Source organism: Streptomyces sp. NBC_00691 (assembly GCF_036226665.1).
Classification (GTDB): domain Bacteria; phylum Actinomycetota; class Actinomycetes; order Streptomycetales; family Streptomycetaceae; genus Streptomyces.
In genome coordinates this window covers 5,474,689-5,496,149 of the sequence record NZ_CP109007.1, presented here as the reverse complement: position 1 = coordinate 5,496,149, position 21,461 = coordinate 5,474,689, and the positions used below count along the sequence as shown (strand labels likewise).

The 21,461-nt window shown below is 69.6% G+C and carries 22 protein-coding genes and 1 pseudogene; 8 read left to right on the top strand and 15 right to left on the bottom strand.

Features of this window, described 5'->3' with window-relative positions; translation table 11 throughout:
- Positions 1–150: 150 nt before the first annotated feature.
- Together OG392_RS25060 and OG392_RS25055 are read right to left on the bottom strand one after the other, a co-directional pair.
- The gene (locus OG392_RS25060; RefSeq protein WP_015036221.1) at positions 151–474 is read right to left on the bottom strand and encodes an STAS domain-containing protein; all 324 of its coding nucleotides are present in this window, start codon (positions 472–474) and stop codon (positions 151–153) included.
- Positions 475–600: 126 nt separating this feature from the next.
- Positions 601–1,449, bottom strand: coding sequence for a 3-hydroxyacyl-CoA dehydrogenase family protein (locus OG392_RS25055; protein WP_329283106.1), 849 nt, complete (start codon positions 1,447–1,449; stop codon positions 601–603).
- A gap of 222 nt (positions 1,450–1,671) precedes the next feature.
- On the opposite strand from OG392_RS25055, the gene OG392_RS25050 reads away from it, so the two are divergent.
- The 5 genes and pseudogenes from OG392_RS25050 (at position 1,672) to OG392_RS25035 (ending at position 5,506) form a co-directional block, all read left to right on the top strand.
- Positions 1,672–2,604: an EamA family transporter gene (locus OG392_RS25050; protein WP_329283104.1), complete on the top strand. Its 933-nt coding sequence runs from the start codon at positions 1,672–1,674 to the stop codon at positions 2,602–2,604.
- The gene (locus OG392_RS25045) at positions 2,601–3,365 is read left to right on the top strand and encodes a hypothetical protein (protein ID WP_329283102.1); all 765 of its coding nucleotides are present in this window, start codon (positions 2,601–2,603) and stop codon (positions 3,363–3,365) included. Before OG392_RS25050 ends, OG392_RS25045 begins: the two co-directional genes overlap by 4 nt.
- 49 nt (positions 3,366–3,414) lie before the next feature.
- Positions 3,415–4,563 (top strand): cysteine desulfurase family protein, encoded by a 1,149-nt coding sequence (locus OG392_RS25040; RefSeq protein WP_329283099.1) that lies wholly within the window; start codon positions 3,415–3,417, stop codon positions 4,561–4,563.
- A 198-nt stretch (positions 4,564–4,761) separates the two neighbouring features.
- Positions 4,762–4,911, top strand: a pseudogene (locus OG392_RS37560) (ABC transporter permease); the annotation flags it as partial.
- Between the two features lie 22 nt (positions 4,912–4,933).
- Entirely contained in the window at positions 4,934–5,506 is a 573-nt protein-coding gene (locus OG392_RS25035; protein WP_329283098.1) for a cob(I)yrinic acid a,c-diamide adenosyltransferase, read from the top strand.
- On the opposite strand, the gene OG392_RS25030 is transcribed toward OG392_RS25035, so the two are convergent.
- Positions 5,426–6,049 carry a hypothetical protein gene (locus OG392_RS25030; protein WP_329283096.1) on the bottom strand — a complete coding sequence of 208 codons (624 nt, stop codon included), beginning with the start codon at positions 6,047–6,049 and terminating at the stop codon, positions 5,426–5,428. The two genes, OG392_RS25035 and OG392_RS25030, sit on opposite strands and share 81 nt — an antisense overlap.
- 151 nt (positions 6,050–6,200) lie before the next feature.
- On the opposite strand from OG392_RS25030, the gene OG392_RS25025 reads away from it, so the two are divergent.
- From OG392_RS25025 to OG392_RS25015, 3 genes are all read left to right on the top strand, one after another.
- A complete protein-coding gene (locus OG392_RS25025; protein WP_329283094.1) occupies positions 6,201–7,397 on the top strand; it encodes a sensor histidine kinase in 1,197 nt (398 codons plus the stop codon).
- Positions 7,394–8,047, top strand: coding sequence for a response regulator transcription factor (locus OG392_RS25020; RefSeq protein WP_329283092.1), 654 nt, complete (start codon positions 7,394–7,396; stop codon positions 8,045–8,047). Before OG392_RS25025 ends, OG392_RS25020 begins: the two co-directional genes overlap by 4 nt.
- A gap of 132 nt (positions 8,048–8,179) precedes the next feature.
- Complete coding sequence (locus OG392_RS25015) at positions 8,180–10,027, top strand: glycosyl hydrolase family 18 protein (protein ID WP_443054864.1); 1,848 nt, start codon at positions 8,180–8,182, stop codon at positions 10,025–10,027.
- A 67-nt stretch (positions 10,028–10,094) separates the two neighbouring features.
- On the opposite strand, the gene OG392_RS25010 is transcribed toward OG392_RS25015, so the two are convergent.
- From OG392_RS25010 to glyA, 12 genes are all read right to left on the bottom strand, one after another.
- Complete coding sequence (locus tag OG392_RS25010) at positions 10,095–10,541, bottom strand: DUF2550 domain-containing protein (protein ID WP_329283089.1); 447 nt, start codon at positions 10,539–10,541, stop codon at positions 10,095–10,097.
- 142 nt (positions 10,542–10,683) lie between these two features.
- Entirely contained in the window at positions 10,684–11,058 is a 375-nt protein-coding gene (locus tag OG392_RS25005; protein ID WP_024761909.1) for a F0F1 ATP synthase subunit epsilon, read from the bottom strand.
- A 113-nt stretch (positions 11,059–11,171) separates the two neighbouring features.
- Positions 11,172–12,614, bottom strand: coding sequence for a F0F1 ATP synthase subunit beta (atpD, locus tag OG392_RS25000; protein ID WP_329283087.1), 1,443 nt, complete (start codon positions 12,612–12,614; stop codon positions 11,172–11,174).
- The gene (locus OG392_RS24995) at positions 12,614–13,531 is read right to left on the bottom strand and encodes a F0F1 ATP synthase subunit gamma (protein ID WP_329283085.1); all 918 of its coding nucleotides are present in this window, start codon (positions 13,529–13,531) and stop codon (positions 12,614–12,616) included. The genes atpD and OG392_RS24995 overlap by 1 nt, the downstream gene beginning before the upstream one ends.
- 20 nt (positions 13,532–13,551) lie before the next feature.
- Positions 13,552–15,150, bottom strand: coding sequence for a F0F1 ATP synthase subunit alpha (gene atpA, locus OG392_RS24990; RefSeq protein WP_328942525.1), 1,599 nt, complete (start codon positions 15,148–15,150; stop codon positions 13,552–13,554).
- Positions 15,151–15,296: 146 nt separating this feature from the next.
- Entirely contained in the window at positions 15,297–16,112 is an 816-nt protein-coding gene (locus OG392_RS24985) for a F0F1 ATP synthase subunit delta (protein WP_329283082.1), read from the bottom strand.
- Positions 16,109–16,654: a F0F1 ATP synthase subunit B gene (locus tag OG392_RS24980; RefSeq protein ID WP_266969304.1), complete on the bottom strand. Its 546-nt coding sequence runs from the start codon at positions 16,652–16,654 to the stop codon at positions 16,109–16,111. The genes OG392_RS24985 and OG392_RS24980 overlap by 4 nt, the downstream gene beginning before the upstream one ends.
- A 41-nt stretch (positions 16,655–16,695) precedes the next feature.
- Positions 16,696–16,962 carry an ATP synthase F0 subunit C gene (atpE, locus tag OG392_RS24975; RefSeq protein ID WP_209496827.1) on the bottom strand — a complete coding sequence of 89 codons (267 nt, stop codon included), beginning with the start codon at positions 16,960–16,962 and terminating at the stop codon, positions 16,696–16,698.
- A gap of 89 nt (positions 16,963–17,051) precedes the next feature.
- Positions 17,052–17,861: a F0F1 ATP synthase subunit A gene (atpB, locus tag OG392_RS24970; protein ID WP_319309821.1), complete on the bottom strand. Its 810-nt coding sequence runs from the start codon at positions 17,859–17,861 to the stop codon at positions 17,052–17,054.
- A 222-nt stretch (positions 17,862–18,083) separates the two neighbouring features.
- A complete protein-coding gene (locus OG392_RS24965; protein WP_329283077.1) occupies positions 18,084–18,497 on the bottom strand; it encodes a hypothetical protein in 414 nt (137 codons plus the stop codon).
- 262 nt (positions 18,498–18,759) lie between these two features.
- A complete protein-coding gene (locus tag OG392_RS24960; RefSeq protein ID WP_329283076.1) occupies positions 18,760–20,073 on the bottom strand; it encodes an MraY family glycosyltransferase in 1,314 nt (437 codons plus the stop codon).
- 118 nt (positions 20,074–20,191) lie between these two features.
- Positions 20,192–21,439 (bottom strand): serine hydroxymethyltransferase, encoded by a 1,248-nt coding sequence (gene glyA / locus OG392_RS24955; RefSeq protein ID WP_329283074.1) that lies wholly within the window; start codon positions 21,437–21,439, stop codon positions 20,192–20,194.
- Positions 21,440–21,461: the final 22 nt, after the last annotated feature.

The window sequence follows — 21,461 nt, the reverse complement described above, 5'->3', positions numbered from 1 at the left end:
CGAGACCCAGTCGTCACGGTCTTGTGAGGATTGAGCGTGACGCCTGGTTCACACAGCTGCTTCACACACGCGCCACCGCGGGTTGTCCCGTACGGGGCCGTCCCCGCTCGCGGTCGGCGTCCCGGCGCGGGTGGCCCCCGCACCGGGTCGTCACACCCGGGGCAGGGACTCCAGCGCGAGGCCGCCCTCGATGGCGAGGATGCGGTGCAGCTTGGTGGCGACGAGCAGTCGCTGCATCTGGGGCGGCACGCCGCGCAGGACGAGCCGTCGGCCGCAGCGGCCCGCACGCCGGTGGGCGCCCATGATGACGCCGAGTCCGGTCGCGTCCCACGAGTCGAGGCCGGTCAGGTCGAGCACCAGGTCGCCGACGCCGTCGTCGACGGCCGAGTGCAGGACCGTACGGGCGTCCGCCGCGCTCCGGACGTCGAGGCGGCCCCCGACGACCAGCTCGACATGGTCGCCCCTGATGTGCATATGCGCTCCCCGAGAGTGCTCCGTCTTCGCAACAACTGACTGCCGCACCGGCAGATACGTTGCGCCTTGTCAGCGAACCGATACCGAAATTCACCCCACGGGGTGAGGCGGGGTGGCGGGTACGGCTCAGTACTTGTAGAAGCCCTGCCCGCTCTTGCGGCCGATGTCACCCGCGTCCACCATCCGGCGCATCGCTTCGGGCACCGCGAACTTCTCGTCCTGGGACTCGGTGTAGATGTTGTTGGCCGCGTTCACCAGGATGTCGATGCCGGTGAGGTCGGCCGTGGCGAGCGGGCCCATGGCGTGGCCGAAGCCCAGCTTGCAGGCGATGTCGATGTCCTCGGCGGTGGCGACGCCGGACTCGTGGAGCTTGGCCGCCTCGACGACGAGGGCCGAGATGAGGCGGGTGGTGACGAAGCCGGCCACGTCGCGGTTGACGACGATGCAGGTCTTGCCGACGGACTCGGCGAACTCCCGGGCCGCGGCGAGGGTCTCGTCGCTGGTCTTGTAGCCGCGGACGAGCTCGACGAGCTGCATCATCGGGACCGGCGAGAAGAAGTGGACGCCGACGACGGACTCGGGGCGCCCGGTCACCGCGGCGATCTTGGTGATCGGGATCGCGGAGGTGTTGGAGGCGAGGACCGCGCCGTCCTTGCACACCTTGTCGAGCGAGCGGAAGATCTCGTGCTTGACGTCGAGGTTCTCGAAGACGGCCTCGACGACGACGTCGGCGTCGGCGACGGCCTCGAGCTCGGTGGTGGCGGTGATGCGGCCGAGCGCGGCCTCGGCGTCGGCGGCGTCCAGCCTGCCCTTCGCGACGAACCGGTCGTACGACGCCTTGATGCCGTCGGTGCCCCGGGTGAGGGCGGCGTCGGTGACGTCACGCAGGACGACGTCCCAGCCCGCCTGTGCCGAGACCTGCGCGATGCCGGATCCCATGAGTCCGGCCCCGATGACGGCGAGCTTCCTGGCCACGATGTTCCACCCCTTAACGCCTGTTCACTTCTGGCTCTCCGGCGGAGATTAGCGGTCGGGAGGCGCCATGTGACCGCGAAGTAATGCGCGTCACGCCCTCTTTGACGGACGTCACACTCACAGCACCCCGTTCGGGCACCTTCCCGGTCGCCACATACCCTCGGGGGGTATATGGTCGAGCGCACTTGTCCGACTGCCGCCGCACGGGGAGGAGCCGCCGTCATGCGTCCGTACACCCTGGGGACCGCCCCCGCGCCGCTGCTCCTGCTGACCGGCATGGTCAGCCTCCAGTTCGGCTCCGCGTTCGCCAAGCGGCTCTTCGAGGAGACCGGCCCGGCCGGCGCCACCCTCCTGCGCCTGCTCATCGCCGCCACCCTGCTCTGCCTGTTCTCCCGGCCGGCGCCCCGGCTGCTCCGCACCCACGGCCGACTGCTGCTGCCGTACGGCGCCGTGTTCGCCGTGATGCAGTTCTCTTTCTACGAGGCGACCTCACGGCTCCCCCTCGGCGTGGTGGTGACCCTGGAGTTCAGCGGACCGCTGCTGCTCGCCGCCGTCACCTCACCCCGCGCCCGCGACCGGGCCTGGGTGGCGCTCGCCGGCATCGGCCTGCTCGTCCTCGGCGGCACGAAGGGCATGGACGACCCGGTCGGCCTGGCCGCGAGCCTGCTCACCGGGGCGGCGCTCACCGGCTACATCCTGCTCGGCGCCCGGGTCGGCCGGGCCGTCCCCGGCGGCTCGGGCCTGGCCCTCGGCCTCACCGTGGCGGCCGTGCTCGCCCTGCCCACCGCCCCGGCCCTCGGCCTGCCCCCCATGGACGTCCTGCTGACACCGGGCGTCCTGGGCGCCGCGCTCGCGGTGGCCGTGCTCACGACGGTGGTGCCGTTCTCGCTGGAGTTCGCCGCACTGCGGCGGATGCCGCCGCGGGTCTTCGCCGTGCTCTCGACGGTGGAGCCGGTGATCGCGGCCCTGGTGGGCCAGGCCCTGCTCGGCGAGCTCCTGACGTGGATCCAGTGGGCGGCCGTGCTCTGCGTGGTGGGCGCGGCGCTCGGCACGGGCCTGGCCGCGAGCGCCACCGCCGAGCGGACCGGCCCGCTCCCCGTATCCCCCGCACCGTCCGATCGATCCTCCTCCCGGAAGAACGGAGTGCACCAATGAACCGCACCACCAGCCCCTGGAGCCCCCAGGTCACGGACCGCGTCGCGCCCCTCCTGGAGACCGTCTCCACGACCTCCCGCTCGGCGGTCCTCGTGGCGGGCGGCTACTTCGACACGGCCGCCGGCATCGGCGCCTTCTCGCTCAACTCCTTCGCCCTCGCGCAGGAGACCGGCGCCGCCGCCCGCCGGCTGCACCGCGGCAACAAGGTGCTCTACGACGTGATCGTCAACGACCTCGGAATGTCCTGTTCCACCGACGTCTGCACCCTGCCGGCCGCCGGCCCCGCCGAGACCGACCTCTCCCCGCTCACCGCCTCGGCCGCCGGGGCCGGGATCTCCTTCACCGTCACCCGCGAACGGAACCTGCGCAATCGCGCCGCCCGTTCCATGAAGCGCTGGCTCCGCGACCCGGCGGCCCAGCCGCTGTTCACCCGCGACGGCGACGAGATCGTCTTCCGCTCCCGCCAGTACGAGAAGGTGCTGGCCGGGGTCGTCACGGACGGCCACGTCGTACCGCGCTGCCCGCTGATCGTCGCCGAGTACTTCGCCCGCTACTTCGCCCGGCTGCGACGGGCCTTCCCCGACTGCGGACACCGCCATGTCGTCGACATCAACTCGCTCGCCGACCGCGACAAGGTGACCAAGGGCGCCGAGATCTACCTCCGCGCGCACGGCGCTCCCGAGGAGGAGATCATCCTCGCCTTCGCCGACCCCTCCTGCGCCGAGCCGCTGGCCCTGGCCTACACGGCGTACGACTTCTGACGATCCTTCACATCCGATCACCCGTCCGAACGGAAGAGGGAGAACCGGCATGCCCACGATCTATCTCGACCACCAGGCCACCACCCCGATGGACCCGGCGGTCGTCGAGGCGATGACCTTCGCCGCCACCCACTGCTACGCCAACCCGTCCAGCCCGCACGCCGCCGGCATCCGCGCGTTCCGCGAGGTCGAGCGGGCACGCGGGGCGGTCGCCCGGTTCATCGGGGCGGGGCGCGGCGAGATCTGCTTCACCTCCGGTGCGACGGAGGGCAACAACCTCGCGATCAAGGGGATCGTGCGCCCGGGCGCGGCCCGCCATGTGGTGACGACGGCGGTGGAGCACAAGTCCGTGCTCGACACCTGCCGTTCGCTGCGGGACGCGGGGCACGAGGTGACGGTGCTGCCGGTCGACGGGGAGGGCCGGGTCGACCCGGGGCGGGTGGCTGCGGCGCTGCGGCCGGACACCGCCCTCGTCTCGGTGATGCTCGCGAACAACGAGGTCGCCACCGTCCAGCCGGTCGCCGAGATCGGTGCGCTGACCCGGGCGGCGGGGGTCCCGCTGCACTGCGACGCGACCCAGGGTGTGGGCTCGCTGCCGGTGGACGTGAGGACGCTCGGCGTCGATCTGCTCACGTTCTCCGGGCACAAGATCTACGGCCCCAAGGGCGTCGGGGTGCTGTACGTCGCCCACCGGCTCTCGGACCGGACGCCGCTGGTGCCGCTGCTGCACGGCGGGGGCCAGGAGCGCGGGCTGCGCGCGGGCACCCTCAACACGGCGGCGGTCATCGGCCTGGGCGCGGCCGTCGGGGTCCTCGAGGCGTGCCGGGAGGCGGAGGCGGTACGGCTCGCGGGGCTGCGGGCGCGGTTCCTGTCCGAGCTCGCGGAGCTCGTCCCGTACGTGCTCAACAGCGGTACGGGGCCGGGTTTCCTGCCGCATGCCGTGAATCTGTCCTTCCCGGGCGTGGACGCGCAGCAGCTGCTCCTGGAGGTCGCCGGTCTGGCGGTCTCGACGGGTTCGGCCTGCAACAGCTCGGCCCAGGAGCCCTCGCACGTGCTGCGGGCGATCGGGCTCGCGCCGGAGCGGATCCGGGGCAGCGTCCGGCTCTCGTTCGGCCGCTTCACGACGGAGCCGGACGCGGTCCGCGCCGCCCACGCGCTGGCGGCGGTGGCCGCCCCCGAGCCGGCGCGCGCACCGTGACCGCCGGCCCTGGACGCGTGGACCGTCGCCCCTGGGGACGCGGCCCGCCAGCTCTCCCGTACCGCGTAGTCCAGCACCTTCTCGCTCAGCAGCTCCTCGCTCTCGTCGAGGAGCACGAGCGCCTCGCGGGCGACGGTGGTCGCCCTGCCCCCGGTGGTCATCGCGCGGGTGATGTAGCCGACGACGGTGTTCTCGATCCATCTGATGCCGTTCTGCCATCTGGTGGACGCGGTCCGGGAGGCGTACCTCGGGCACTCCACGACACCGACGCTGCCGTACGGGGTGCTCGTCGCCCTCGGCGTCGCGGCGCTCGCCGTGACGGTCGGCACACGGACGTTCCAGAAGGCCATCGCCTCACTAGGCTGGCCCCATGGTCAATCTGACGCGCATCTACACCCGTACCGGCGACCAGGGCACCACGGCACTCGGCGACATGAGCAGGACCGCCAAGACGGACCTGCGGATCTCCGCCTACGCCGACGCCAACGAGGCCAATGCCGCCATCGGTACGGCGATCGCCCTGGGGCAGCTCGACACGGAGGTCGTGAAGGTCCTCGTCCGGGTGCAGAACGACCTGTTCGACGTGGGCGCGGACCTCTGCACCCCCGTGGTCGAGGACCCGAAGTACCCGCCGCTGAGGGTCGAGCAGAGTTACGTCGACAAGCTGGAGGCCGACTGCGACCTCTTCCTGGAGCGGCTCGACAAGCTGCGCTCCTTCATCCTGCCGGGCGGCACCCCCGGGGCGGCCCTGCTGCACCAGGCGTGCACGGTGGTCCGGCGGGCTGAGCGCTCCACCTGGGCGGCCCTGGAGGTGCACGGCGAGACGATGAACGCCCTGACCGCCACCTACCTCAACCGACTCTCAGACCTGCTCTTCATCCTTGCCCGGACGGCGAACAAGGAGATCGGGGACGTGCTCTGGGTCCCGGGCGGGGACCGCTGAGGCCTCCTCCGCCGGGGCCTTCCGCGGCCAGATCGCGTAGCTGAGCGCGATCAGGCCGTGGATGCCCGCCGTCCGCCAGGCGACGAAGATCCACCCGTAGAGCCCGTCGGTGTTCCCCTCGTCGCCGACGTACAGCGCGGCCAGGAGCAGCAGCCCCGAGGCGACGGCCGCCGCCGTCACGGAACCCAGCCAGACCCTGCCCTCGTGGCGGGCGCGGGCCATCCCGTACCGCGGAGGCTTCGGAGGCCGGGGCGCGCCGCCGAAGCGGTGGGCGGCGTGTCCGTCGAGCCACTTCACGGTGCGGTGGCCGTGGCCGACGGTGTAGCCGATGTAGAGGGCGGCGAGGCCGTGCTTCCAGCTGGGGTCGGCGCCGTTCTTGAGATCGATCGCGGTGACGACCAGGAGGAGCACCTCCAGGAGCGGCTCGCAGAGCAGCAGCGCGATGCCCGTCCGGGGCATCCTCAGGAGGTAGCGGGTGGCGAGGCCCGCGGCCAGCAGGACCCAGAATCCGACCTCGCAGACGACGATGAGCGTGACGATCACGACGTTCCCCTTCCGGTACCTCCTCAGCGTCCCCCGGGGGTCCGCCCGGATCGTCGTCGCCGATGACGAAGTGCGTCTACATCCTTCGACGGAGGCACGGATCGGCCCGGACGGCGAGGTCCGGGGCGGGCGGGCCGTGTTGGATGGGAAGGTGACACTCCCCCGACCGCACCGCGTCGACCTGCTCATGGCCCTCGGCGGCCTCGCCATCGGTCTGCTGATGTGGTCCTTCGGGCTGCACACCCAGGCCGACCGGCTGATCACCGCGCGCTGGGCGACGCTGATCCCGCTCTTCGTCATGGCCGCGATGGTGGCCCTGCGCCGGACGAGGCCACTGACCGCCCTGAACGTCGGCACCGTCGCCCTCGTCGCGGACCAGTTCACCTACGGCACGCTCGTGACCGCGCTGATGTTCACGGACCTGGTCTACGCGGCCGTCGTCTACGGGACACCCGCCGCCGCCCGGCGCATCCCGTACCTGACCGGACTCATCACGATCGGCGCGACCATCGGCTTCCTCGTGTGGTGGCAGAACGCGATCGCCCTGGTGGTCGGCCTGATCACCGGCATGGTGTCGTTCCTGCCCGCGCTGACCGGAGCGGTCGTACGCAACCACCGCGAGGCCACCGACGCCGCCCTCCTGCGCGCGGAGCAGACCGCGCTGCTCGCCGAGATGGACCGCAGCCAGGCCGTCGTGGCCGAGCGGGCACGGATGGCGCGCGAGCTGCACGACATGGTCGCCAACCACCTCTCGGCCATCGCGATCCACTCCACCGCGGCGATGTCGATCGACGAACCGGCCACCACCCGGCAGGCGCTGACCGTGATCCGGGAGAACAGTGTGGCGGGCCTCTCGGAGATGCGGCGGCTCATCGGCCTCCTCCGGGACAGCAGCGGGGACGCGGAGCCCGCCGCCGCGCCCACGCTCGCCGGTCTGGACGCCCTGGTCGACCAGGCGCGGGCCAACGCCCGGCCGAGCGGTCTCGACCTCGTCCTGGAGGACGGCCGGGAGTCGGCCGCGGGTCTCCCGGCACCGGTGGAGCTGGCCGCGTACCGGATCGTGCAGGAGTCCCTGACGAACGCGCTCAAGCACGCGGCTCCGGGCGAGGTCCGGGTGGTGCTCGGCGGCGGACGGGCGGCCCTCGCGGTCGAGGTGACGAGTCCGTGCGGGGAGCGCCCGGGACCGACCGCCCCCGGTTCGGGCGCCGGTCTGGTGGGGATGCGGGAGCGGGTGGACCTGCTCGGCGGTGTGTTCGAGGCGGGTCCGGTGACGGACCGCGAGGGGCGGAAGCAGTGGCGGGTCAGGGCGGAACTGCCCATGGACGTGAAGGACGAGGAGCGGGCATGACAGTGCGGGTGGTGGTGGCCGAGGACCAGTCCGCGGTACGGGCGGGGCTGGTCCTGATCCTGGGCAGCGCACCGGACATCGAGGTCGTCGGGGAGGCGGCCGACGGCGAGCAGGCGGTGCGGCTCGCCCGCGAACTGCGCCCCGATCTGGTCCTGATGGATGTGCAGATGCCGCGGATGGACGGGGTGACGGCGACCGGGATCGTGGTGTCGGAGGGGCTCGCCGATGTGCTGGTCCTGACGACCTTCGATCTCGACGCGTATGTCTTCGGGGCGCTGCGGGCGGGGGCGTCGGGCTTCCTGCTGAAGAACGCGGAGGCCCGGGAGCTCATCGAGGCGGTCCGGACCGTGGCGCGCGGCGAGGGGCTGATCGCCCCCGCGGTGACCCGGCGGCTGATCGCGGAGTTCGCGGCGGGGAGCCCGCCGCCCCGGGCGACGGCGAGGACGGACCCCTCCGTGCTCGATGTCCTGACGCCCCGGGAGCGGCAGGTGCTCTCGACGCTCGGCCAGGGCCTGTCGAACGCGGAGATCGCGGTACGGCTCGACATGGCCGAGGCGACGGTGAAGACCCACGTCAGCAAGGTGCTGGGGAAGCTGGCGCTGCGCAGCCGGGTCCAAGCGGCGGTCCTGGCACAGGAGTTGGGGGTCTAGGAGGACATCGGCGACGTTGGTCTGGACCTCTTGACGATTGGTCCAGACCTTCCTACGCTCGCGGGGCGCGCGCATCTTCACGGACCACCGGACCACCCCCACCCATGTCCGTCCGCAACTTGAGGAGCACCGTTGAGCACTCAAGCACCGACGCGCAGAACAGGGTTCAGACACCGGGCCGCCGCCGGCCTCACCGCCCTGATCCTGCCCCTGGCCGCCATGGTCGGCCTCGCCACCCCCGCGGAAGCGGCCACCTCGGCCACCGCCACGTACACCAAGACCCAGGACTGGGGCACCGGATTCGGTGCCAACTGGACCGTCAAGAACACCGGCACCACCACCATCAGCTCCTGGACCGTCGAGTGGGACTACCCCGCCGGCACCTCGGTGACCTCCGCCTGGGACGCCACCGTCACCAGCTCCGGCACCCACTGGACCGCCAAGAACGTCGGCTGGAACGGCACCCTCGCCCCCGGCGCATCCGTCTCCTTCGGCTACAACGGCGCGGGCCCCGGCGCCCCCACCGGCTGCAAGATCAACGGAGCCGCCTGTGACGGCACCACCCAGCCCGGCGACAACGCCCCCTCCGCCCCCGGCACCCCCTCCGCCTCCGACATCACCGACACCTCGGTGAAGCTCACCTGGAGCGCGGCCACCGACGACAAGGGCGTCAAGAACTACGACGTCAAGCGCGACGGCACCACCGTCGCCACCGTCACCGGCCTCACCTACACCAACACGGGCCTGACCGCCGGCACCGACTACAGCTACACGGTCGTCGCCCGCGACACCGCCGACCAGACCGGCCCGGCTTCCGGCGCCACTCCCGTCCGCACCACCGGCGGCGGGGGCGGCCAGCCGCTCCCCAACGCGGTGAAGATGGGCTACTTCACCAACTGGGGCGTCTACGGGCGCAACTACCACGTCAAGAACATCGTGACCTCGGGCTCGGCGTCCAAGATCACCCACATCAACTACGCCTTCGGCAACGTCCAGGGCGGCAAGTGCACCATCGGTGACGCCTACGCCGACTACGACAAGGCCTACACCGCCGACCAGTCCGTCGACGGTGTCGCCGACACCTGGGACCAGCCGCTGCGCGGCAACTTCAACCAGCTGCGCAAGCTGAAGAAGGCCTACCCGAACATCAAGATCCTGTGGTCCTTCGGCGGCTGGACCTGGTCCGGCGGCTTCGGCCAGGCCGTCCAGAACCCGACCGCCTTCGCGCAGTCCTGCTACGACCTGATCGAGGACCCGCGCTGGGCCGACGTCTTCGACGGCATCGACCTGGACTGGGAGTACCCCAACGCCTGCGGTCTCTCCTGCGACACCAGCGGCGCCGCCTCCTTCAAGAACATGATGCAGGCCATGCGCGCCAAGTTCGGCCAGAACTACCTGGTCACCGCGGCCGTCACGGCCGACGCCTCCACCGGCGGCAAGATCGACGCCGCCGACTACGCGGGCGCCGCGCAGTACATGAACTGGTTCAACGTCATGACGTACGACTTCTTCGGCGCCTGGGCGGCGCAGGGCCCGACGGCCCCGCACTCCCCGCTGACCTCGTACGCCGGCATCCCGCAGCAGGGCTTCAACTCCGCGGAGGCGATCGCCAAGTTCAAGGCGAAGGGCGTCCCCGCCAACAAGCTGCTGCTCGGCATCGGCTTCTACGGACGCGGCTGGACCGGCGTCACCCAGTCCGCACCCGGCGGCACGGCGACCGGGCCTGCCACGGGCACCTACGAGCCGGGCATCGAGGACTACAAGGTCCTCAAGAACTCCTGCCCGTCCACCGGCACCGTCGCGGGCACGGCCTACGCCCACTGCGGCACCAACTGGTGGAGCTACGACACCCCCGCCACCGTGAACTCGAAGATGAGCTGGGCCAAGAACCAGGGCCTCGGCGGAGCGTTCTTCTGGGAGTTCAGCGGTGACACCGGCAACGGCGAGCTCGTCGGCGCCATCAACACCGGTCTGAACTAACCCCCCCCCCACGGGGCACGAAGAAGCGGGGGCCGGCGCAGCACGCCGACCCCCGCTTCCTCACGTCCTACGCGACATTCACTCTCTGTCCCGGAGGCGCAGCCTCCAGCCAGGCCATGAAACCCGTCCGGGCGTCCTCGCTCATCGCGAGCTCCAGGCGGACGCCCTCGTACATACAGGGCTGGATCACCATTTCGGAGAGCAGTGCGAGCTCCTCCTCGCCCTCCGGCATCCGGCGCTCCAGCGCCACGATGGACGCCCGCTCCAGGACACGGCGCGGGCGGGGCGCGTACGAGAAGACCCGGAACCAGGCGATCTCGTCACCGCTGTAGCGGGCGACGCCGTACACCCAGCCCTTGCCGCTGGGATCCGGCTCGTCCGGGACGTTCCAGTGGAGTGAGCAGTCGAAGGTGCCGCCGGCACGCTGGATCAGCCTCCGGCGCAAGCCGAAGACGAAGAGCCCGATCACCACCAGTGCGACGACCAGGCCGCACACGAGCAGAGCGAGGAACATCTTCACCGACCTCCTCGCTGCGTCCCGTAGCCGGCACCGCCGGCAGAACCGAATACAACCTGCATCTGCATCGCCTCAGCCGCGGCACGGTCTGGAAAATTCCAGCCGTGCCGCGGCTGAGGGCACTACTCTGCGCGGACCGTCAGCGGACCGCTACCGCGCGCAGCCGGACATCGGCGCGCCGCTCGGCGGCCGCGTCGGAATCCGACTTCGCGCGCTCCAGCGCGCGCTCGGCGCGCTGGGCGTCGATCTCGTCCGCCAGCTCGCAGATCTCCGCGAGCAGAGACAGCTTGTCGTCGGCGAACGAGATGAATCCACCGTGGACGGCGGCGACGACGGTCGCGCCCTCACTGGTACGGATGGTCACCGGGCCCGACTCCAGCACACCGAGCAGCGGCTGGTGGCCGGGCATGACGCCGATGTCGCCGGAGGTGGTACGCGCGATGACCAGGGTGGCCTCGCCGGACCAGACACTCCGGTCCGCGGCGACCAGCTCGACGTGCAGCTCAGCAGCCAAGGGTGGCTCCTCGGGTCACCACCCGGCGGTCGTGCCGGGTGTTGGGGTCAATTCTAGTGGGCGTGGTGAGGGGGGCGGGACCGGATCCCGCCCCCCTCGGGAGAGCACGGGGCTCAGGAGACGCCGAGCTCCTTGGCGTTGGCCTTGAGGTCCTCGAGGCCACCACACATGAAGAACGCCTGCTCGGGGAAGTGGTCGTACTCACCGTCGCAGATCGCGTTGAACGCGGCGATCGACTCGTCGAGCGGAACGTCCGAACCGTCCACACCGGTGAACTGCTTCGCCGCGTGGGTGTTCTGGGACAGGAAGCGCTCGACACGGCGGGCGCGGTGGACAACGAGCTTGTCCTCCTCGCTCAGCTCGTCGATACCGAGGATCGCGATGATGTCCTGGAGGTCCTTGTACTTCTGCAGGATTCCCTTGACGCGCGTGGCGGCGTCGTAGTGGTCCTGCGCGATGTAGCGCGGGTCCAGGATCCGGGACGTGGAGTCCAGCGGGTCCACGGCCGGGTAGATGCCCTTCTCGGAGATCGGACGGGAGAGAACCGTCGTCGCGTCGAGGTGGGCGAAGGTGGTGGCCGGAGCCGGGTCGGTCAGGTCGTCCGCGGGGACGTAGATCGCCTGCATCGAGGTGATCGAGTGACCACGGGTCGAGGTGATGCGCTCCTGGAGGAGACCCATCTCGTCGGCCAGGTTCGGCTGGTAACCCACCGCGGAGGGCATACGGCCGAGCAGGGTCGACACCTCGGAACCGGCCTGGGTGAAGCGGAAGATGTTGTCGATGAAGAACAGCACGTCCTGCTTCTGCACATCGCGGAAGTACTCCGCCATGGTCAGACCGGCGAGGGCCACGCGGAGACGGGTGCCCGGGGGCTCGTCCATCTGGCCGAAGACCAGCGCGGTCTTGTCCAGAACGCCGGCCTCCTCCATCTCCACCATGAGGTCGTTGCCCTCACGGGTGCGCTCGCCGACGCCCGCGAAGACCGACACACCGTCGTGCAGCTTGGCCACACGGACGATCATTTCCTGGATCAGAACGGTCTTGCCGACACCGGCACCACCGAACAGACCGATCTTTCCACCCTTGACGTACGGGGTGAGAAGGTCGACGACCTTGAGGCCGGTCTCGAACATCTCGGTCTTGGACTCGAGCTGGTCGAAGTCCGGGGCCTTGCGGTGGATCGTCCAGCGCGGCGCGTCGGCCACGGTGGACTCGTCGGCGTTCAGCACCTGACCGAGCGTGTTGAACACACGGCCCTTGGTGACGTCGCCGACCGGAACGGTGATGCCCGTGCCCGTGTCGGTCACCGAGGCCTGGCGGACCAGACCGTCGGTGGGCTGCATGGAGATGGCACGGACGACGCCGTCACCGAGGTGCTGGGCGACCTCGAGGGTCAGCGTCTTGGTCGCGCCCTCCTCGGTCGGGTCCATGACCTCGACGTGCAGCGCGTTGTAGATCGCCGGCATCGCGTCGACGGGGAACTCCACGTCGACGACCGGGCCGATGACCCGGGCGACGCGGCCCGTGGCGGCGGCCGTCTCAACAGTGGTCGTCATTACTTGTCACTCCCCGCGGTCGCGTCGGCCAGGGCTGCGGTGCCACCGACGATCTCGCTGATTTCCTGGGTGATTTCGGCCTGGCGGGCCGCGTTGGCAAGTCGGGAGAGGTTGTTGATCAAGTCTCCCGCGTTGTCGGTCGCCGACTTCATCGCGCGTCGCGTGGCGGCGTGCTTGGAAGCAGCCGACTGGAGCAGCGCGTTGTAGATCCGGCTCTCGACGTACCGAGGCAGCAGGGCGTCGAGGACGTCCTCCGCCGACGGCTCGAAGTCGTACAGCGGACGAAGCGTGTCCGAGTCGCCCGCCTCCTTCGCCACCTCGTCGAGGCTGAGGGGCAGCAGCCGGGCCTCGACCGCCGTCTGCGTCATCATCGAGACGAACTCGGTGTAGACGATGTGGAGCTCGTCCACACCACCCTCCGCCGTGTCCTTCTCGATCGCCTCGATCAGCGGAGCCGCGATCGTCTTGGCGTCGCCGTACGACGGCTGGTCCGTGAACCCGGTCCACGTACCGGCCAGCTTCCGCTCACGGAAGTTGTAGTGCGCGATACCACGACGGCCGACGACGTAGATCGTGACCTCGCGGCCCTCGCCCTCGAGCTTCGCCGTGAGCTTCTCCGCCGCCTTGATGGCGTTGGAGTTGAAGGCACCGGCCAGACCACGGTCGCTCGAGAGGAGCAGGACCGCGGCGCGGATCGGGTTCTCCGCCTCGGTGGTCAGCGGGTGCTTGTCGTTCGCACCCGTGGCCACCGCCGTGACCGCGCGCGTCAGCTCGGTCGCGTACGGAGTCGACGCCTGCACCTTGCGCTGCGCCTTGACGACACGCGAGGCGGCGATCATCTCCATCGCCTTGGTGATCTTCTTCGTCGCGGTGACGGATTTGATGCGACGCTTGTAGACCCGGAGCTGCGCTCCCATGAGTCAGGTCCCTTCCGTCGTCACTTCGAGACGTTGACGGCGGCAGGAGCGTCCTCGCCCAGCAGCTTGCCGTCAGAGGTCTCGAACTGCTTCTTGAACTCCGCGATGGCGTCGCCCACGGCCTGCAGGGTGTCGTCGGACATCTTGCCGCCCTCACGGATGGAGGTCATGAGGCCCGAGTGGCTCTGGCGGAGGTACGCCAGGAGCTCGGCCTCGAAGCGGCGGATGTCGACGACCGGGACGTCGTCCATCTTGCCGGTGGTACCGGCCCAGACGGAGACGACCTGGTTCTCGGTGGGCATCGGCTGGTACTGAGCCTGCTTGAGCAGCTCGACCATGCGCTGTCCACGCTCCAGCTGCGCCTTGGAGGCGGCGTCCAGGTCGGAACCGAAGGCGGCGAACGCCTCCAGCTCACGGAACTGGGCCAGGTCCACACGGAGGCGACCGGAGATCTGCTTCATCGCCTTGTGCTGGGCGGAGCCACCGACACGCGAGACCGAGATACCGACGTTCAGGGCCGGACGCTGGCCGGCGTTGAACAGGTCGGACTCCAGGAAGCACTGGCCGTCGGTGATGGAGATGACGTTGGTCGGGATGAACGCCGACACGTCGTTCGCCTTGGTCTCGACGATCGGAAGACCGGTCATCGAACCGGCACCCAGCTCGTCCGAGAGCTTCGCGCAGCGCTCGAGCAGACGCGAGTGCAGGTAGAAGACGTCACCCGGGTAGGCCTCACGGCCCGGCGGGCGGCGCAGCAGCAGCGACACGGCGCGGTAGGCGTCGGCCTGCTTCGACAGGTCGTCGAAGACGATCAGGACGTGCTTGCCCTGGTACATCCAGTGCTGGCCGATGGCGGAGCCGGTGTACGGCGCCAGGTACTTGAAGCCGGCCGGGTCGGACGCCGGGGCGGCGACGATCGTCGTGTACTCGAGCGCACCGGCCTCTTCCAGGGCGCCGCGCACGGACGCGATGGTCGAGCCCTTCTGGCCGACGGCGACGTAGATGCAGCGAACCTGCTTGTTCACGTCGCCCGAGCGCCAGTTGTCGCGCTGGTTGATGATCGTGTCGACACACAGAGCGGTCTTGCCCGTCTGACGGTCACCGATGATCAGCTGACGCTGACCACGGCCGACCGGCGTCATGGCGTCGACGGCCTTGTAGCCGGTCTCCATCGGCTCGTGCACCGACTTACGGGCCATCACGCCCGGGGCCTGCAGCTCGAGGGCGCGGCGGCCCTCGGTCGCGATCTCGCCGAGACCGTCGATCGGGTTGCCCAGCGGGTCGACGACGCGACCCAGGTAACCCTCACCGACACCGACGGAAAGGACCTCGCCGGTGCGCTGCACCGACTGACCCTCCTCGATGCCGCTGAACTCGCCGAGGACGATCGCACCGATCTCGCGCTCTTCGAGGTTCAGCGCGAGACCGAGGGTCCCGTCCTCGAACTTCAGCAGCTCGTTCGCCATGGCCGAGGGAAGACCCTCGATCTTCGCGATACCGTCACCGGCCAGGCTGACCGTGCCGACCTCCTCGCGCGAGGCCGCGTCCGGCTGGTACGACTGGACGAAGTTCTCCAGTGCGTCCCGGATCTCCTCCGGCCGGATCGTGAGCTCCGCCATCTGGGTTCCCTGCTCTCCTTGTTGGGCCCGAAGTTTCTTAAGGGGTCTGGGGGCCGACCCCCAGGAATCTTCTGCAATCTCTGCACGGCCCAACCGGGCCGCTGGTGTAGCTGTGTAGCTGTGATGCCTTGTGCTGGTGACGGTCGTCAGCCGGCCAGTCGACGGGTCGCCTCGTCGAGGCGCTCCGCGATCGAGCCGTTGATGACCTCGTCGCCGACCTGCACCGTGATCCCGCCGAGGACCGCGGGGTCCACGTCCAGGTTGAGGTGCATCTCGCGGCCGTACAGCTTGGCGAGTACGGCTCCGAGGCGCTGCTTCTGCTGGTCCGACAGCGGCACCGCCGTGGTGACGACGGCGACCATCCGGTCCCGGCGCGCCGCGGCGAGCTTGGAGAGGGACTCGAGTCCCGCTTCCAGGCTACGTCCCCGGGGCTGGGTCACCAGACGGACGACCAGACGCTCGGTGGCGACGTTGGCCTTGCCGCCGAGCAGGCTGCGGAGCAGCTCGCCCTTGGCGGTGGCCGTGGCGGCCTTGTCCGTCAGCGCCGAGCGGAGCTCGGGGCTGGAGGACACGATCCGGCCGAAGCGGAACAGCTCGTCCTCGACACCGTCGAGGGCGCCCGCCTTCTGCGCCGCGGTGAGGTCGGCGGTGTTCGCCAGTTCCTCGGTCGCGTCGACCAGGTCACGCGAACGCGACCAGCGGGAACGCACCATGCCGGACACCAGGTCGACGGTCTCGCCGCCCACCTGACCGCCCAGGAGTCGCTGCGCGAGCTCGGCCTTGGCCTCGCCCGACTGCGCGGGGTCGGTCAGGACCCGACGCAGCGACACCTCGCGGTCGAGCAGCGTGGTGACTGCGGCCAGCTCGTTCGCGAGCTTCGTCGCGTCGGCCGACGTGTTGTCGGTCAGCGCGTCGAGGGACTCACGTCCGGCGGCCAGTGCCTCACGGCTCGCTCCGTTCATCGGACGGCCTCCGCCTTCTCCTCGAGCTCGTCGAGGAAGCGGTCGATCGTCCGGCTCTGGCGGGCGGAGTCCTCGAGGGACTCGCCGACCAGCTTGCCGGCCAGGTCGGTGGCGAGCTTGCCCACGTCCTGACGCAGCGAAGCCGAAGCGGCCTTGCGGTCGGCCGCGATCTGCGTGTGGCCGGCCGCGATGATCTCCTCGCGCTGGCGCTGGCCTTCCGCCTTCATCTCCTGGATGATCGCGGTGCCCTGCTCCGTCGCCTCCTGGCGAAGACGCGCGGCCTCGTGGCGGGCTTCCGCGAGCTGGGCCTTGTACTGCTCCAGGACGCTCTGAGCCTCGATCTGGGCCGACTCGGCCTTCTCGATGCCACCCTCGATGGCCTCGCGACGCTGCTCCAGAACCTTGTTGATGTTCGGGAGGAGCTTCTTGGCGAGGAAGCCGAAGACGATGACGAAGGCGATCAGGCCGATGACGAGCTCGTCGGCGTGCGGAATCAGAGGAGGCTGGGGCTCCTCCGCTGCCGCAAGAAGCAGAGCGTTCACATCAGTGCCTTCCGTAAAAAGATCTGGGCTTGGGGTCCGGCTTACTGGTAGACGAAGCCCATGACGATGCCGATGAGGGCGAGCGCCTCACAGAACGCGAAGCCCATGATCTGGTTGGTGCGGATCAGGCCGGCAGCTTCGGGCTGACGGGCGAGAGCCTGCGTACCGTTACCGAAGATGATGCCGACGCCGACGCCGGGGCCGATCGCGGCGAGGCCGTAACCGATCGAGGCGACGTTGCCGACGACGTTCGTCTTGGCGCTACCTTCGGCGGCAGCAAGGTTGATCATGTCGAGAGCAGCGGACATGCCGTTACTTCCTTCTCTTTCAATGACCCGGTGGGGGTTGGCCACCGGACGACTGTTGGATTGGGGGTGAGCTACGGGGCCGGATCGGCTCAGTGGTGCTCGGAGAGCGCGCCCTGGATGTAGCTGCAGGCCAGGAGGACGAAGACGTACGCCTGGACGGCCTGGATGAAGAGCTCGAAGGCGGTCATCACGAGGACCATCACGAACGAGGCGCCGGCGTAGACGAAGCCCAGGCCGTTCATGAGGTACCAGGTGGCCAGCGAGAACATCACGATCAGCAGGTGACCGGCGAACATGTTCGCGAACAGTCGCACCGCGTGCGTGAAGGGCCGGATCAGCAGGTTCGAGAAGAACTCGAGGACGACGACCATCGGAAGGATCGCGCCGAGCGACTTGTCGTAGCCGACGATGTTCTTCCAGCCGCCGACGAAGCCGTGCTTCTTGAACGTCAGCGAGATCCACATGACGTAGACGATCAGCGCGAGACCGGCCGGGAAGGCGATCAGCGAGGTGACCGGGAACTGGGCGAGCGGAATGATCGACCAGAGGTTCATGATCCAGACGAAGAAGAACAACGACACCATGAAGGGGACGTACTTCTCGCCGTCCTTCTTGCCGATGATCTCGTAGACGATGCCGCGGCGCACGAAGTCGTAACCGGCCTCGCCAACCATCTGCAGCTTGCCGGGGACCAGCTTGGGCTTGCGGAACGCGGCCCAGAAGAACCCGACGACCACGATGGAGCCCAGGAGGGCGAGCAGCATCGGCTTGGTGATCTCGATGCCCCCCACCGTCGCGATGGGCTCGTACATGAACGTGTGCAGGCCCGGCGCCGGGAAGCCACATCCACTGAAGATGTGGCAATCCGGGTCGAAGGCAAGCGTCTGGTCAGCACTCACCGCGGGCTCCTTCAGCGTGGCGCATAGGTACGGCAACCTCGTTGTGTCGGCGCGGCACGCAGCCGCGGGTCGGCACTGGACTGGTCTTACGGATAAGGGGGCGGCGGTTCGGCATCGAGCCTCGCGCTGGGACAGGCGTCTCGGATGCCCGCGCCCGCAGTGCCGCAGTTGGCACCGGACGATAGCAGGAAGCCGAACGCGGCTTTATCCCGGCCCTACCCTTCACGACTTCGACCCCGTGTTTCCGGGGTCGATGTACGTGATCTTGGCCTTCATGTAGGCACGGGCCTGTGCGGCGACCCACACCACGGTCGTCGCGAGCAGCGTGAAGGCGAAGGCCTTGAAGTCGAACATCGTGGTGTTCTTGAGCAAAGCCAGGAAGATGAAGAGCACCAGCAGCTGGGCCGTGTAGAGCATGAGCCCCATGGCCTGGAACAGATGCGGGAGCGACTTCGCCGTCCGCTGCAGGACGACCTGCCCGATTCCCATGAAGAGGAGCACGACCAGGGTGCCGACGACGGCGCCGAGCGCGCCCTTGCCACCGGCGACCACCGCGCTGATGACCGTGGCGATCGCGCCGACGGCTGCGGTGGGGATGACGGTGTGCAGAAGGATGCGTGCGTCGTTGGACGGCATGGCGGTGTCTCCGCTTGCTGGAGGGGGCGATGGTGTCGTCAAGGACGAGCGTAAGCCCGGTCCGAGGTGGGTCTCGGGGCCAACGGACCGTCGCACTACGGTCTTTCGGCACTGTCGCCGGGTCTCGTGAACCGTATCACAAACTATTTGAATAGGTCTTTACCCATAAGGTGTGCCAACTGTCACACATGAGAGTTACCCCGCGCGTGTGTGCGCGACAGCTCGGCGCCTTGTCTGCTAATGGCCGCGAATGCGGCTTTCGTCAACTTGGCGTTCCGGCCTTCCGCCTGTCGGTGAAGCGCCCCCGGTTGCCGATGGCGGTGGCCCCGTTGATGCCCGCGGGCACCGGAATCCGCTCCTCCTCGACCACGACCGGCTCCGGAGCGGCCTCCACGACGGGAACCCTCTTGCGGCGCCGGTAGCGAGGCGGTACGACCGACTCGGCCCAGCGGGGCGCGCGCGGGGTGAAGCGCGGCAGCAGGAGCAGCACCAGGCCGATCGCGCTGAGCGCGACGACGCAGAGGACGATCCACATCGACGCCGAGTGGACCGAGTACGCCAGCGTCCCGAAGGCGATGAGCGCCGACCAGAAGTACATGATCAGGACCGCGCGGCTGTGCGAGTGCCCGATCTCCAGGAGCCGGTGGTGCAGGTGGCCCCGGTCGGCCGCGAACGGCGACTGGCCCTTCCACGTACGGCGCACGATCGCGAGGACCAGGTCCGCCATCGGGATCGCGATGATCGTCAGCGGCAGCACCAGCGGGATGAAGACCGGCAGGGCGGCGTGGGTGGCCTGCCGGGTCGAACCCTCGAAGATCTTCAGCGCGTCCGGGTCGACCTGGCCGGTGATCGAGATGGCCGAGGCCGCCAGGATCAGCCCGATCAGCATCGAGCCGGAGTCGCCCATGAAGATCCGCGCCGGGTGCATGTTGTGCGGCAGGAAGCCGAGGCACATGCCCATGAGGATGACGGTGAAGAGCGTCGCGGGGGCGGCGGCCTCGATCGTGTAGCCGTACCAGAGGCGGTACGCGTACAGGAAGAAGGCGGCGGCGGCGATGCAGACCATGCCGGCCGCGAGACCGTCGAGGCCGTCGACGAAGTTGACCGCGTTGATGGTGAGGACGACCAGGGCGACGGTCAGGAGCGTGCCCTGCCACGGAGTCAGCGAGACGACGCCGACACCCGGGATCGGCAGCCACAGGATCGTCAGGCCCTGCGCCACCATGACGCCGGCCGAGATCATCTGCGCGCCCAGCTTGATCAGGGCGTCCAGCTCGAACTTGTCGTCGAGGACGCCGATCAGCCAGATCAGGGCCGCACCGGAGAGCAGCGCGCGCGGCTCGTTGGACAGCTCGAAGACGCTGTTCAGGTTCTGCAGGTGGTCGGCGACGAGGAGCCCCGCGCACAGCCCGAAGAACATGGCGATGCCACCGAGCCGCGGAGTCGGTTCTCGGTGTACGTCTCGGGCACGGATCTCCGGCATCGCCCCGGTCGCGATGGCGAACTTCCGCACCGGACCGGTGAGCAGATAGGTCACCGCGGCCGTGACACAGAGCGTCAGCAGGTAATCACGCACGGGCTGCCCCACAGGTTTCGCTGGCCATCTCAGCCCCACACCCTAGCCGTGCCGTCCATGTGCTTGGAGACACCAGGATCCCCCGAACGGTTGCACAGCGACTTTCCGTGACCTCGGCTCAGCCTCCATACGGGGGAAATCGCCCGGTCAGACCCCGTACCTCCGCCCGGACCCGGGCCGTCTCCGCGGGATCGTCACGCAGCGCCGCCGTGAACAACGCGGCGATCCGCGCCATCTCCGGGGCTCCCATCCCCTGTGTGGTGACCGCTGCGGTGCCCAGCCGGATGCCGCGCCCCTCCCCGTACGGCAGCGCACAGGTGTCGAGGACCATGCCGGCGGCGGCGAGCCGGGCGCGGGCGGTGCGGCCGTCGACGCCCAGGGGCGCGGGGTCGGCGGTGATGAGGTGGGTGTCGGTGCCGCCGGTCGTCAGCGCGAAGCCCTCGGCGGCGAGCGCGGCCGCGAGCACGCGCGCGTGCTCGACGACCTGATGGGCGTACGCGGTGAACGCCGGGGTGGACGCCTCGCCGAAGGCCACCGCCTTCGCCGCGATGGTGTGCATCTGGGCGCCGCCCTGGGTGAACGGGAAGACGGCCCGGTCGATCCGCCCCGCGAGCTCCTCCCCGCAGAGCACCATCCCGCCGCGCGGTCCCCGCAGCACCTTGTGGGTGGTCGCGCAGACGACATCGGCGTACGGCACGGGGCTGGGGGCCGCTCCCCCGGCGACCAGCCCGATGGGGTGCGCGGCGTCGGCGATCAGATAGGCGCCGACCTCGTCGGCGATCTCCCGGAAGAGCGCGTAGTCGGGATGCCGGGGGTAGGAGATGGAGCCGCACACGATCGCCTTCGGGCGGTGGTGGCGGGCGAGCGCGGCGACCTGCTCGTAGTCGACGAGCCCGGTCTCGGCGTCGACGCCGTACGGCACGAAGTCGAACCAGCGCCCGGAGAAGTTGGCGGGCGAACCGTGGGTGAGGTGCCCTCCGTGGTCGAGGCCCATGGCCAGCACCGTGTCACCGGGCCTCAGAAGGGCCGCGTACGCCGCCAGGACGGCCGAGGAGCCCGAGTGTGCCTGGACGTTCGCGTGGTCGGCGCCGAACAGCGCCGTGGCCCGCTCCACGGCGATCCGCTCGGCGGCGTCGGCGTACTCGCAGCCACCGTGATGACGTGCGCCGGGATACCCCTCGGCGTACTTGTTGGCGAGCGGCGAACCGAGGGCGGCGAGGACGGCGGGCGAGGTGAAGTTCTCGGCGGCGATCAGCTGCAGACTGTCGGCCTGCCGCCGCGCCTCGCCGAGCAGCACGTCGGCGACCTCCGGGTCCTGCCGGCGCAGGACGTCGAGAGCCTCATCGGGGGGAGCGGTGACCGGCATGTCACCAATGTAGGCACGCACT

Excerpts from the sequence above, each read along its gene's own strand:
- OG392_RS25060 (WP_015036221.1), bottom strand. The coding sequence starts at position 474 with ATGCACATCAGGGGCGACCATGTCGAGCTGGTCGTCGGGGGCCGCCTC.
- OG392_RS25050 (WP_329283104.1), top strand. The coding sequence starts at position 1,672 with ATGCGTCCGTACACCCTGGGGACCGCCCCCGCGCCGCTGCTCCTGCTG.
- OG392_RS25045 (WP_329283102.1), top strand. The coding sequence starts at position 2,601 with ATGAACCGCACCACCAGCCCCTGGAGCCCCCAGGTCACGGACCGCGTC.
- OG392_RS25040 (WP_329283099.1), top strand. The coding sequence starts at position 3,415 with ATGCCCACGATCTATCTCGACCACCAGGCCACCACCCCGATGGACCCG.
- OG392_RS25035 (WP_329283098.1), top strand. The coding sequence starts at position 4,934 with ATGGTCAATCTGACGCGCATCTACACCCGTACCGGCGACCAGGGCACC.
- OG392_RS25020 (WP_329283092.1), top strand. The coding sequence starts at position 7,394 with ATGACAGTGCGGGTGGTGGTGGCCGAGGACCAGTCCGCGGTACGGGCG.
- OG392_RS25010 (WP_329283089.1), bottom strand. The coding sequence starts at position 10,541 with ATGTTCCTCGCTCTGCTCGTGTGCGGCCTGGTCGTCGCACTGGTGGTG.
- atpD (WP_329283087.1), bottom strand. The coding sequence starts at position 12,614 with ATGACGACCACTGTTGAGACGGCCGCCGCCACGGGCCGCGTCGCCCGG.
- OG392_RS24995 (WP_329283085.1), bottom strand. The coding sequence starts at position 13,531 with ATGGGAGCGCAGCTCCGGGTCTACAAGCGTCGCATCAAATCCGTCACC.
- atpA (WP_328942525.1), bottom strand. The coding sequence starts at position 15,150 with ATGGCGGAGCTCACGATCCGGCCGGAGGAGATCCGGGACGCACTGGAG.
- OG392_RS24985 (WP_329283082.1), bottom strand. The coding sequence starts at position 16,112 with ATGAACGGAGCGAGCCGTGAGGCACTGGCCGCCGGACGTGAGTCCCTC.
- atpE (WP_209496827.1), bottom strand. The coding sequence starts at position 16,962 with ATGTCCGCTGCTCTCGACATGATCAACCTTGCTGCCGCCGAAGGTAGC.
- OG392_RS24965 (WP_329283077.1), bottom strand. The coding sequence starts at position 18,497 with ATGCCGTCCAACGACGCACGCATCCTTCTGCACACCGTCATCCCCACC.
- glyA (WP_329283074.1), bottom strand. The coding sequence starts at position 21,439 with ATGCCGGTCACCGCTCCCCCCGATGAGGCTCTCGACGTCCTGCGCCGG.